Source organism: Streptomyces sp. NPDC093546 (assembly GCF_044765045.1).
Classification (GTDB): Bacteria; Actinomycetota; Actinomycetes; order Streptomycetales; family Streptomycetaceae; genus Streptomyces.
The window spans coordinates 57,994-70,814 of record NZ_JBIWJG010000015.1; the positions used below are offsets into that span (position 1 = coordinate 57,994).

General features: G+C 74.6%; 5 protein-coding genes. All 5 read left to right on the top strand.

The features are described 5' to 3' along the window. The first annotated feature begins 3 nt into the window (after positions 1-3). The 5 genes from ACIRNI_RS26910 to ACIRNI_RS26930 all read left to right on the top strand — a co-directional run bounded on the left by ACIRNI_RS26910 (position 4) and on the right by ACIRNI_RS26930 (position 12,782). Entirely contained in the window at positions 4-9,270 is a 9,267-nt protein-coding gene (locus ACIRNI_RS26910; protein ID WP_403555155.1) for a type I polyketide synthase, read from the top strand. Between the two features lie 106 nt (positions 9,271-9,376). Further along, positions 9,377-10,312 (top strand): ABC transporter ATP-binding protein, encoded by a 936-nt coding sequence (locus ACIRNI_RS26915; RefSeq protein ID WP_403555157.1) that lies wholly within the window; start codon positions 9,377-9,379, stop codon positions 10,310-10,312. Beyond that, on the top strand, positions 10,309-11,046 hold the full coding sequence (locus tag ACIRNI_RS26920; RefSeq protein WP_403555159.1) for an ABC transporter permease: 738 nt from the start codon (positions 10,309-10,311) through the stop codon (positions 11,044-11,046). Before ACIRNI_RS26915 ends, ACIRNI_RS26920 begins: the two co-directional genes overlap by 4 nt. A gap of 117 nt (positions 11,047-11,163) precedes the next feature. Beyond that, on the top strand, positions 11,164-11,766 hold the full coding sequence (locus ACIRNI_RS26925) for a dTDP-4-dehydrorhamnose 3,5-epimerase family protein (RefSeq protein ID WP_403555276.1): 603 nt from the start codon (positions 11,164-11,166) through the stop codon (positions 11,764-11,766). Then, positions 11,763-12,782: an NAD-dependent epimerase/dehydratase family protein gene (locus ACIRNI_RS26930; protein WP_403555161.1), complete on the top strand. Its 1,020-nt coding sequence runs from the start codon at positions 11,763-11,765 to the stop codon at positions 12,780-12,782. Before ACIRNI_RS26925 ends, ACIRNI_RS26930 begins: the two co-directional genes overlap by 4 nt. The last annotated feature ends 39 nt before the right edge of the window (positions 12,783-12,821 follow it).

The following is a 12,821-nucleotide window of genomic DNA, read 5'->3' on the forward strand; positions in this document are numbered from 1 at the left end:
GCGGTGCAGGACAAGACGACCGGCGCACGTGCCGTATCCACCGAGGACAAGCTGCGGGACTACCTGAAGCGGGCCACCGCGGACCTCGCCGCGGTGCGCCAGCGGCTCCGCGCCGCCGAATCGGCCGATCGCGAGCCGATCGCCATCATCGGCATGGCCTGTCGCTATCCCGGTGGTGTCGACTCGCCCGAGGCGCTGTGGCACGTGGTGCGGGACGGCGTCGACGCCGTCTCCGGCTTCCCCGTGGACCGGGGCTGGGACATGGCACCCTTCGACGCCGCTGCCGCCGCCGGTGTCGAGTTCACCCGCGAGGGCGGATTCCTCGACGCGGTCGCCGATTTCGACCCCTCGCTCTTCAACATCTCGCCGCGCGAGGCCCTCGCCATGGACCCGCAGCAGCGCCTGGTGCTGGAGACCTCCTGGGAGGCCGTGGAACGCGCCGGCATCGACCCGCTCTCCCTGCGCGGCAGCCGTACGGGTGTCTTCACCGGTGTCATGTACAACGAGTACGCCTCCCGTGCCCTGAACGTCCCCGAGGAGGTCGCCGGACACCTGGGCACCGGGAGCAGCGGCAGCGTCGTCTCCGGCCGCGTCTCCTACACCCTCGGTCTTGAGGGCCCCGCGCTGACGGTGGACACGGCGTGTTCGTCGTCGCTGGTGGCGCTGCACCTTGCGGTGCGGTCGCTGCGCAGCGGGGAGTGCTCGATGGCGCTCGCGGGCGGCGTCACCGTGATGATCACCCCCAACACCTTCATCGACTTCGGCATGTCCGGCGCGCTCTCCTCCGACGGCCGGTGCAGGGCCTTCTCGGCGGACTCCGACGGCACGGGCTGGGGCGAGGGCGTCGGTGTACTGCTGGTCGAGCGGCTCTCGGACGCGGTGCGCAACGGACACCGTGTGCTGGCGGTCGTACGCGGTTCGGCCGTCAACCAGGACGGCGCCTCCAGCGGTCTGACGGCACCCAACGGCCCGTCGCAGCAGCGGGTCATCCGTGCCGCGCTGGACGCCGCGCGCCTCACGGCGGCCGACGTGGACGTGGTGGAGGCGCACGGCACCGGCACCACGCTGGGCGACCCGATCGAGGCGCAGGCGCTGCTGGCGACGTACGGGCAGGGGCGGCCGGCCGGTCGGCCGGCGTACCTGGGGTCGTTGAAGTCGAACATCGGGCACACGCAGGCGGCTGCGGGCGTCGGTGGTGTGATCAAGATGGTGGAGGCGATGCGCCACGGCGTTCTGCCGGCCACCTTGCACGTGGGGGAACCGACGCCGCACGTCGACTGGTCGGCGGGGGCCGTCGAGCTGCTGACGGAGCCGCGTCCGTGGGACAAGGGCGAGGAGCCGCGTCGGGCCGGTGTGTCGTCGTTCGGTGTGAGCGGCACGAACGCGCACGTGATCCTCGAGGAGTACCGCCCCGCCGAGCCCGACGCCGACGCGCCGCCCGCTGCCCCGGCGGCGGAGGCCGGTGGGGTGGTGCCGTGGGTGGTGTCGGGGCGTACGGAGGAGGCGCTGCGGGGGCAGGCGGCACGTCTGCTGGCCCACGTCCGGGAGTGGGACGCGGACGCGGACGGCGGGCCGACGGTCGGTCAGGTGGGTTACTCCCTGGCGGGTACGCGTGCGGCTTTGGGCCATCGTGCGGTGGTGCTGGGTTCGGATCTGGCGGAGTTCCGGCGGGGCCTTGAGGCGCTGGCGGAGGGCCGTGAGGTGCCGGGCGTCGTTACGAGCGTGCGTGGTTCGGGTCAGGGCGCTCCGGTGTTGGTGTTTCCGGGGCAGGGGTCGCAGTGGTTGGGGATGGGGCGGGAGCTGGCGGCGTGGTCGCCGGTGTTTCGGGAGGGGTTGGAGGAGTGTGCGGCGGCGTTGGAGCCGTTCGTGGACTGGTCGCTGTGGGAGGTGTTGGACAGCGGGGATGAGGTGTTGTGGGGTCGGGTGGATGTGGTCCAGCCGGTGTTGTGGGCGTTGATGGTGTCGTTGGCGCGGTTGTGGCGGTCGTGTGGTGTGGTGCCGTCTGCGGTGGTGGGTCATTCGCAGGGGGAGATCGCGGCCGCGGTGGTGGCTGGTGGGTTGTCGGTGGTGGACGGGGCGCGGGTGGTGGCGTTGCGTTCGCGTGCGTTGCGGGTGTTGGCGGGCCGGGGCGGGATGGTGTCGCTGGCGGCGGGGCTTGAGGTGGCCCGGGGGCTGGTGTCCGGTTTCGAGGGCCGGGTGTCGGTCGCGGCGGTGAACGGTCCGGGTTCGACGGTGGTGTCGGGTGAGCCGGAGGCACTCGACGCTCTGATGGCTTTGTGTGTGGAGCGTGGGGTGCGGGTGCGTCGGGTGCCGGTGGATTACGCGTCGCATTCGGTGCAGGTGGAAGAACTGCGCGAGCACATCCTCGCCGATCTCGCTCCCGTAGCGCCCATGTCTTCCGCAGTACCGCTGTATTCGTCGGTGACGGGCGGTCGTATCGACACGGCGGTGATGGACGCGGGCTATTGGTATGAGAGTTTGCGGTCGTTGGTGCGGTTCGATGAGGCGACGGGCGCCTTGTTGGCGGACGGCCGGTCGGTGTTCCTGGAATGCAGCCCGCATCCCGTCCTGACCCCGGGCATCGAGCAGTCGTTGGAGGCGGCCGAGCGCCCAGGGGTCACGCTGTCCACGCTCCATCGAGATCACGGCGACGCGACGCGTTGGCTGACCGCCCTCGCCGAAGCGCATGTGGCCGGTGCCCCGATCGACTGGACCACCGTCCTCCCCGACGCCCGGCCCGTCGACCTCCCCACCTATCCCTTCTCGCGTGAGCGCTACTGGCCTGCCCCCGCCCCCGTCGGCCGCCCTGCTGCCGGACCGGAAGCCCCCGCGGGCACCGATCCGGCGGAGCAGGCGTTCTGGACCGGCGTCGAAAGCGGCGACACCGAGTCCGTCGCCAAGGCACTCGGCATCGACGCGCCGGACCTCGCCCAGGTGCTGCCCGCCCTCGCCGCCTGGCGGCAGGGCCGCCGCCAGGAGACCGCCGTCGCGTCCTGGCGCTACGACGTGGCGTGGAGCCCGCTGGTCGGACTGCCGTCCACCGCGCCGACGGGACGCTGGCTGCTGATCCTCCCGGCGTCCGGGGCGGACGCGGAACGCGCGGCCGTGCGTACCGCGCTCGCCCGGGCAGACCTCACCGAGGTCACCGTCCCCGCCGGGGCCGGGCGTGCCGAACTGGCCGCCGCGCTGCCGGAGCCGGACGGCCTCGCGGGCGTCGTCTCCCTGCTCGCGCTGGACGAGCGCCCGCATCCCGAGGGCGCGGCCCTGCCCACCGGGGCCGGTGACACCGTCACGCTGCTGCAGGCGCTCGGCGACGCGGGATCCGGCGCGCCCCTGTGGTGCGTCACGCGCGGCGCGGTCGCCGTGGGCCGTGCCGACGGAGAGGTGAGCCGCGCTCAGGCGATGCTGTGGGGCCTGGGGCGCAGCGCCGCCCTGGAGCACCCCGAGCGGTGGGGCGGCATGATCGACCTGTCCGCCACCGACACCCGGTCCGCGACCCGGCTGGGCGCGCTCCTGGCCGGGGCCGCCGAGAGCGAGGACCAACTGGCGGTACGGGCGTCCGGAGTCTTCGCCCGCCGCGTACGGCGTACCCACCCGGACTCGCATGCGGTCACGGAGCCGTGGACCCCCAGCGGTCCGGTGCTCGTCACCGGAGGGACCGGTGCGCTCGGCCGCGAGGTCGCCCGCTGGCTCGCCGGGCACGGGGTCACCGAGCTCCTGCTCGTGAGCCGCTCCGGTCCGCAGGCGCCCGGCGCCGCCGAACTGGTCGCCGAGCTGGCCGCGCTCGGGGCGACGGCCACCGTCGTCGCCTGCGACGTCGCCGACCGCGAGGCGCTGGCCGCGCTGCTCGCCGAGCACCCGGTCACCGGCGTCGTCCACACCGCCGGTGTCGCGGCCACCGTGCCGTTGGCCGTCACCTCCCCGGCCGAGATCGCCGAGGCGGCCCGCGCCAAGGTGCTCGGCGCGCTCCACCTGGACGCCCTGTTGGGGGAGAGGGCCGAGCTGTTCGTGCTGTTCTCCTCGATCGCCGGCGTCTGGGGCAGCGGCGGACAGGCCGCGTACTCCGCCGCCAACGCGGCCCTCGACGCACTCGCCGAACGACGCGGGGCCCGCGGCCTGGCCGCCACGTCCGTGGCGTGGGGCGCCTGGGGCGGCAGCGGCATGGCGGCCGACCGGGACGCCGGGGACTACCTGCGGGACCGCGGCATCACGGCCATGCCGCCGAGCCTGTGCCTGGCCGCGCTGTCCGCCGCCGTGGACTCCGGCCGTGTCACCGGCGTGGTCGCGGACGTCGACTGGGGCCGCTTCGCCCCCTCGTTCACCCTGCGCCGCCCGAGCCCGCTGCTGACCGACCTGCCGGAGGCGGTCGCCGCGCAGGCGGACGGCGCAACCCCCGCGACGGCCGACGACGGGGCCGCCGCCGACGGGGCCGGCCACGAGCTGCGCGCGCGGCTCATGGCCGCCGTCCCCGCCGACCGCACCCGCATCCTGCTCGACCTGGTGCGTACCGTCGTCGCCGGTGTGCTCGGCCACAGCGGCTCCGAAGCCGTCGACCCCGACGAGGTCTTCACGGGACTCGGCATCGACTCCCTCACCGCGCTCCGCGTCTGCGAAGGCCTGGCAGGGGCGACCGGGCTCCGGCTTCCGGCCACCCTGGTCTTCGACCACCCCACCGCCCGCCTGGCCGCCGCCGAACTGCTCGCGCGGCTCGGCGTCGCGGAGCCGGGCACCGCACCCGCGCAGGTACGGCCCACCGCCCTCGCCGAGACGGACGACCCGGTCGTCATCGTCTCGATGAGCTGCCGCTACCCCGGCGGCGCCGACTCCCCGGAGCACTTCTGGGAGCTGGTCGCGGCCGGGACCGACGCCATGTCGCCGTTCCCCGTGGACCGGGGCTGGGACCTGTCGGGAGCCGGCGGGTTCACCGCCGAAGGCGGCTTCGTGCACGACGCCACGGAGTTCGACGCGGACCTGTTCGGGATCTCGCCCCGCGAGGCCGTCGCCATGGACCCCCACCAGCGGGTGCTCCTCGAAGCCTCCTGGGAGCTGCTGGAGCGCGGGGGCATCGCGCCGACCTCCGTACGGGGCACGCGCGTCGGCGTCTTCGTCGGCGCCTCCGCCGCGGGCTACGCCATGGCCGGCGTCCTGCCGGAGGGCTCCGAGAGCCACGCCCTGACCGGCACCTCCAACAGCGTGCTGTCCGGCCGCATCTCCTACACCTTCGGGCTCGAGGGACCTGCGGTGACCGTGGACACGGCGTGTTCGTCGTCGTTGGTGGCGCTGCACCTGGCGGCGCAGTCGCTGCGTACCGGCGAGTGCTCCATGGCGCTCGCGGGCGGCGTCACCGTGATGCCCTCGCCCGCGGTGTTCGCCGAGTTCGGCCGCCAGGGCGGTCTGGCCTCGGACGGCCGGTGCAAGGCGTTCGCGGCTGCCGCGGACGGCACCGGCTGGGGCGAGGGTGTGGGCCTGCTGCTGCTGGAGCGGCTCTCGGACGCACGCCGCAACGGGCACGAGGTGCTCGGGGTGGTGCGGGGTTCGGCGGTGAATCAGGACGGTGCGTCGAACGGGTTGACGGCGCCGAACGGCCCCGCGCAGCAGCGGGTGATCCGGGCCGCGCTGGATGCCGCGCGACTCACGGCCTCCGAGGTCGACGCGGTGGAGGCGCACGGAACGGGCACGCGGCTCGGCGACCCGATCGAGGCGCAGGCGCTGCTGGCGACGTACGGACAGGACCGCGACGAACCCCTGTACCTGGGGTCGGTGAAGTCCAACATCGGTCATACGCAGGCGGCTTCGGGCGTCGCGGGTGTGATCAAGATGGTGGAGGCGATGCGCCACGGCGTACTGCCCGCCACCTTGCACGTGAACGAGCCGACGCCGCACGTCGACTGGTCGGCCGGCGCGGTGTCGCTCCTCACCGAGGACCGGCCCTGGCCGGAGACGGGACGCGCGCGCAGGGCGGGCGTCTCCTCGTTCGGGATCAGCGGCACGAACGCCCACGTCCTCATCGAGCAGGCCCCGCGTGAGCAGGCGCCGCAGGTGACCCCGCAGCCACCGGCCGACGAGCCGGGCACCGCCGCTCCGCTCGTGCTCTGGCCCGTCTCGGCCCGATCCGAGGACGCGCTGCGAGCCCAGGCCGACCGGCTCCGCTCACACCTCGACCGCACGGGCGCGGCGCTCGACCCGCACGCCGTCGCCCGCCAACTGGCCACCGCCCGGGCCGGCCTGGAACACCGGGCCGTCGTGCTGGCGCCCGACGCCGACGGGCTGCGCCGCGGGCTCGCCGGACTCGCCGGAAACACCGGACTCGCCGGAACCGCCGGTGTTGGCGCGGGAGCCGAGATCGTCCGCGGCGTGGCCGCGAGCGGCGACCTCGCCTTCGTCTTCTCCGGCCAGGGAGCGCAGCGCGCCGGCATGGGCCGCGAACTGTACGCGCACTACCCGGTGTTCGCCGACGCCTTCGACGCGGTCTGCGCCCACCTCGACCCGGACCTGGACCGCCCGCTGCGCGACGTCGTCCTCCATGACGCCGACGCGCTCGGCCGCACCGCCTGGACGCAGCTCGCCCTCTTCGCCTTCGAGGTGGCCCTCTTCCGGCTGCTGGAGTCCTGGAAGCTGACCCCCGACCGGCTGGCCGGGCACTCCGTGGGCGAACTCGCCGCCGCGCACGTAGCCGGCATCCTGTCGCTCGCCGACGCCTGCACCCTGGTGGCCGCCCGAGCCCGGCTGATGGGGGCGCTGCCCGAGGGCGGCGCGATGATGTCGGTGCGGATGCCCGAGGCCGAGGCGCTCGCCGCGCTCGCCGGGTACGAGTCCCGCGTGGCGATCGCCGCCGTCAACACCCGCGACGAGGTCGTCCTCTCCGGCGATGCCGCCGCCCTGGCGGAACTGGCCGAGGAAGGCAGGCGCACCGGGCGCAGGATCCGCTCCCTGGACGTCTCGCACGCCTTCCACTCCCCGCACATGGACCCCGTCCTCGACGACTTCGCCGCCGTGGCCGCGACGCTGGAGTACCGACCCGCCCGTATCCCGCTGGTGTCCACGGTCACCGGGCGGGGCGACGACGGCGCGATGTCCACCCCGGAGTACTGGGTCCGTCAGATACGCGCCACCGTCCGCTTCTCCGACGCCGTCGGCACCCTCCTCGGCCAGGGCGTGACCCGCTTCGCCGAGATCGGCCCCGGGGCCGCGCTCACCGTCCCGCTGGAGCGGACCCTGGAACGCGCCCGCGCGCTCGACGACACGACCGCCACCCTCGCCGTGGCGCTCCAGCGCTCCGGCAGGCAGGAGCCGGCCGCGCTGCTCACCGCCGTCGCCCGGCTGCACACGGCCGGCGTCCCCGTCGGCTGGGACACGCTCCTCGGGCCCGCCACCGGACCCCGCCCGGACCTGCCGACGTACGCCTTCCAGCGGCGCCGCTACTGGCCCGCACCGCACCCGGTCGCGGCGCGGGACGGCGGCGAGCGGACCGGCCGCCACCAGGTGACCTGGCGCCCGCTGCCCGAGCCGGCCCGGGCCGTGCCCCCCGGCACCTGGCTCGCGGCGGGCGCCGCGGACGGGAGCGCTGCCGGCCTGCTCGCGCACCTGCGCGAGCAGGGAATGCGGGTGACCGAGGTCCCCGACGCGGGGAACGACAGACAGGCATGGACCGAGGCGCTGCGCAGGGCCCACGACGAGGCTCCCGAGGTCGCCGGTGTGCTCTGCCTGGTCGAGGAACCCGCCACCGTCCTCATCCTCGCCCAGGCACTCGACGACATCGCGTCGGACGCCCGCCTGTGGTGCCTGACCACGGGCGCCGTCGCCACCGGCCCGGCCGACCCGCCCGCCGACCCCGCCGGCGCCGCCGTCTGGGAACGGGGCCGCACCCTGGGCCTGGAGGCCCCGCACCGCTGGGGCGGCCTTGTGGACCTGCCCGCGAGCCCGAATGCGAGCCGGGATGCGAGCCCGGACGCGAGGACCGCGGCGCGACTGGCCGCGCTGCTCGCCGCCGGTACGTCGGGCGAGGACCAGATCGCCCTGCGGGCCACTCCCATGGCCCGCCGGGTCACCACCACCACCGCCCCGCCGCCCGCCGCTCCGCGCACCCCGACACCGGACGCGGGCCCGGGTGCGGGAACCCGCCTCAGCGGGCCGGACCGGCACCGGGCGGCGCTCGACCTCGTCCGTACGACGGCCGCCGGAGTGCTCGGGCACACCGACACCTCGTCCGTCACCCCCGACCGCCGGTTCCTGGAGCTCGGCGTCGACTCGCTCGCCGCGCTGGAGATCCGCGACACGCTGGAGCAGGCCACCGGCCTGGTGCTGCCCGGCACCGTCGTCTTCGACCACCCCACGCCCGCCGCCCTCGCCCGCCACCTCACCGGCGGTACGGCCGCCGACGGCGACACCGCCCCGGCCGGGACGGCGCCCGCCCCCGTGCTCGGCATCTCGCCCACCGACCGCGACCCGGTCGGCCTGCTGGACTCCCTCTACCGGGAGGCCGTGCGCACCGGGCGGATCCAGGAGTTCCTCGAACTGGTCGGCGAAACAGCGAAGTTCCGGCCCATGGCCGACGACGTGGCCGAGGCGGGCGGACCGGCGGCGCTCACCCCCCTCGCCGACGGCCCCGCGCCCGAACTGCTGGTCTGCGTCAGCGGCCTGACGGCCGGCGGCGGCCCGCACGAGTTCGCGCGGCTGGCCGCACCCCTGCGCGGCGCACGCCGCGTGGCCGCGGTGCCCGTCCTCGGCTACGGCCGAGGAGAGCTGCTGCCCGCGACCCCCGAAGTCGCCCTGGACTGGCAGGCACAGGGCGTCCTCGCCCACGCCGAGGACACCCCGGTCGTCCTCTTCGGGCACTCCGGAGGCGCGCTGCTGGCCCACCGGCTGGCGGTGCGCATGGCCGAACTGGGCACCCCGCCCGCCGGGTTGGTACTGGCGGACGTCTACGCTCTGGACGACCCACTGATGGTGGAGTGGAACGCCGAGCTTTCCGAGGGGGTCTTCGACCGGGTCGAGCAGTTCGTCGCGATGGACGACAGCCGCCTCACCGCGATGGCCTGGTACGGCGGCCTGTTCTGGACGAACCCCAGCCCCGACACCCGTTTCCCGACTCTTCTGCTGCGTGCCTCACAACCGCTGCGCGAACCCGCCGACGGCCGCGACTGGCGCAGCGCGTGGAAAGCGGCCACCGACGTCGTCGACGTACCGGGCGACCACTTCACGATGATGGCCGAGCACGCCGGGACCACGGCCCGCGCAGTCCACCGGTGGATCGGGCAACTGCCCCGATGACCACCACGAACCCCACGACGGACCCCACCGCGAACCCCACCACACCGACAGCCCCGCCGGCCCAGCCGGGAGTGTGTGGAAGCGCCTGCTCCATGGAGGAACCTCGATGACCACCCAACCGCTGGCCCGTGCGATCGGGGTCACCCGGCGCTACGGCGAGACGACGGCCGTGAACGGCATATCCCTCGACATACCGCCGGGACAGCTGATCGGCCTGCTCGGCCCCAACGGCGCCGGCAAGAGCACGCTCATCAACCTCTTCACCGGCCTGCGCAGGCCCACGCAGGGCAGGATCGAGCTGTTCGGCCGCGACCCCCGGCACGTGGCGGCCCGCCGCCGGATGGGCATGACCCCGCAGGAGACCGGCCTTCCCGAGACCCTCAAGGCCACCGAGGTGATGGACTTCGTGGCGGCGCACTTCCCGCGCTCCGCCGACAAGAGGGAGCTCCAGGAGCGGTTCGGCATCACGGAGTTCGCCGACCGCCAGGTCGGCGGCCTTTCCGGCGGCCAGAAGCGCCGCCTGGCCATCGCGCTCGCCTTCGTCGGCGAACCCGACCTCGTGTTCCTGGACGAGCCGACCACCGGCCTCGACGTCGAGGCCCGCCGCACGCTGTGGGACGGCATCCGCGCCTTCCACGAGGGCGGCGGCACGGTGGTGCTGACCAGCCACTACCTCGACGAGGTGGAGGAACTCGCCGAACGCGTGGTCATCATCGACCAGGGCCGCTGCGTCGCCGACGACAGCGTCGCCTCGCTGCGCCGGGTGAGCGGCCTGCGCCGGGTCACCGTGCGGATGGCCGAGGTGCCCGACCTGCCCGGTCTCGTCGCCGTCGAGCGGGAGGGCGACCGGGTGCACCTGCTCTCCCAGGACTCCGACCAGATGGTGCGCTACCTGGTCGCCTCCGGCGTCCCCTTCGACGAACTCGCCGTCAGCGCCGGGTCCCTGGAGGACGCCTTCCTGGCACTGCTCGGCCGCAACCGGGACGAGGCCCCGGACGCCGGCGAACCCACCACGGCCGTCGCGGAGGCGATCGCACGATGAACACCACCCTCGCCTACGTGAAGTTCGAGATCCTGGAGGCCGTCCGCATCCCCGCGGTCTTCCTCGGACTGCTCTTCATGCCCGCCGGCGGCATGTTCGTGTTCGTCATCCCCACGCTGGGCTCCGACCCCGCGGCCGCGACCATGGGCACGGCCTCCATGTGCCTCTTCGCGGTGCTCATCATCTGCTCGGCGCAGTACGGCATGGGCATCGCCGACGCACGGATGAAACCCTGGGGAGGGTACGTCCGCACGCTGCCCGGCGGACCGGTACCGCGCATGGTCTCCATGGTGACGCTGAGCCTCCTGATGACCCTGCTCGGCGCGATCCCGCTGATCCTGGTCGCCGCCCTCGGCACCGAGGCCCGTGTCTCCCCGGGCCGGCTCCTGCTCGGACTGATGGCCCTGATGCTCGCGGTGGTGCCCTTCGCGCTCTTCATGCTGGCCATCGGGTACGCCGTCAACCCCTACCTGGTGGCCATGCTGATCAGCATCACCCCGCTGGTCCTCGTCGTCCTCGGCGGTCTGCTCGCCGACCCGTACGCGACGGACGGCTTCATCGCCACGATCGCCCCCTACACCCCGGTCCGCGGCGCGGCGGAGCTGGTGTGGGCAGCGGTGAGCGACTACACCCCGCGGCCCGCCTCGCTGATCGCGCAGGCCGTGTGGACCGTCGTCCTCGCGCTCGTCGCCTACCGCGCCTACCGCGCCGACGAGGGCCGCCGCTTCCGCTGAGCACCCGCCCCCGTACCGGGTGCACCCGCACCGCGTGCACCCGTCCGTCCAACCGTGAGGTCTGCCGTGTCCGAAGTCCCGTCCGCCACCGAGCCCGACACCGCCGTCACCGGCTCCATGTCCGTCCGCCCCCTGCGGGTGGCCGGCGCCTACGCCTTCACCCCGAAGGTCTTCCCGGACAGCCGGGGCGCCTTCCTCTCGCCCTACCAGGAGCCGGCGTTCACCGCCGCCGTCGGCCACCCGCTCTTCCCCGTCACCCAGACCAACCACAGCGTCTCCGCCCGCGACGTGGTGCGCGGCGTCCACTACACCCTCACGCCGCCCGGCGCGGCGAAGTACGTCTCCTGCGCGCGCGGCAGCGCCATCGACATCGTGGTGGACGTCCGCGTCGGCTCGCCCACCTTCGGCGCCTGGGACGCGGTGCTGCTCGATCAGACCGACCACCGCGCCGTGTACTTCCCGCTCGGCCTCGGCCACGCCTTCGTCTCCCTCGAGGACGACACGGTCATGTCGTACATGGTCTCCAGCAGCTATGTCCCCGAGCACGAGCTGGCCCTCACGGTCCTGGACCCCGCGCTCGGCCTGCCGCTGCCGGACCGCGACCGGATGATCCTCTCCGACCGCGACTCGGTCGCCCCCACCCTGGCCGAGGCGGCGGAGGCCGGGACACTGCCGGTGTACGAGCAGTGCCGGCGGATCGAGAAGGCGATGTACGCGTGACGGGCAGCCCCGGCGGCGGCAGCCGCCCGCTGGTCGTGGTGCTCGGCGCGTCCGGCTTCATCGGCTCGCCGCTCACCCGCGCCCTGGCCGCCAGGCCCGTCCGGCTGAGGCTGGTGGCCCGCCGCGAGACCCCCGTCCCGAACGGGGCGGTCGCCGAGACCGAGGTGCGCACCGCGGACCTCGCCGCCCCGGGCGCGATCGCCGAGGCCGTCGAGGGGGCCGACGCCGTCTTCCACCTGGTCGCGGCCACCGAGGCGGGCTGGCGGGTCACCGAGGACGACACCGCCGCCGAGCGGTTGAACGTCGGCCTGGTCCGCGACCTCGCCGCGGCGCTCGGCGCGGGGCGGCGGCCGGGGGCGCGACGGCCCGTGGTGGTCTTCCCCAGCACGACCACCCGCCTGGGCGGCGGCCCCGGCGGGGCGGTCGACCCGGGCGACGTGAAGAGCCCGTACGTACGGCAGAAACTGCTCGCCGAGAACGTGCTCGCGCACGCCGCCGCCGAGGGCGTCCTGCGCGGCGTCTCGCTCTGCCTGCCCACGGTCTTCGGCCACGGCCCCGCCACCACCGCCGCCGACCGCGGCGTGGTCGCCGCCATGACCCGCCGCGCCCTGGCCGGCGAGCCGCTCACCGTCTGGGGCGACGGCTCGGTCCGCCGCGACCTCGTCTACATCGACGACGTGGTCGAGGCCCTGCTGGCCGCCCACGACCACGCCGACCGGCTCTCGGGCACCTTCTGGGAGATCGGCACCGGCACCGGCGTCACCCTGCTCTCCCTCTTCACCGGCGTCGCCGAGGCCGTCGCCGCCCAGACCGGACGCCCGGCCGTCCCCGTCGTGACCGTGCCCCCGCCGGCTCACGCCGACCCGGCCGACAGCGAGGACGTGGTGGTCGACCCGGAGCCCTTCCGCGCGGTCACGGGCTGGCGCGCGAAGGTGGAACTGGAGGAGGCGCTGCGCCGCACCGCCGCCGCGCTGGCGCCCACGGCCGGGCACTGGGGTGGCGCAGGCCAGGGCTAGGGGGCGTAGGGGGTGTTCGGCGCGTACGGCCAGTCCCTA

Coding starts and splice junctions, on each gene's coding strand:
- ACIRNI_RS26915 (WP_403555157.1), top strand. CDS start 9,377: ATGACCACCCAACCGCTGGCCCGTGCGATCGGGGTCACCCGGCGCTAC.
- ACIRNI_RS26920 (WP_403555159.1), top strand. CDS start 10,309: ATGAACACCACCCTCGCCTACGTGAAGTTCGAGATCCTGGAGGCCGTC.
- ACIRNI_RS26925 (WP_403555276.1), top strand. CDS start 11,164: ATGTCCGTCCGCCCCCTGCGGGTGGCCGGCGCCTACGCCTTCACCCCG.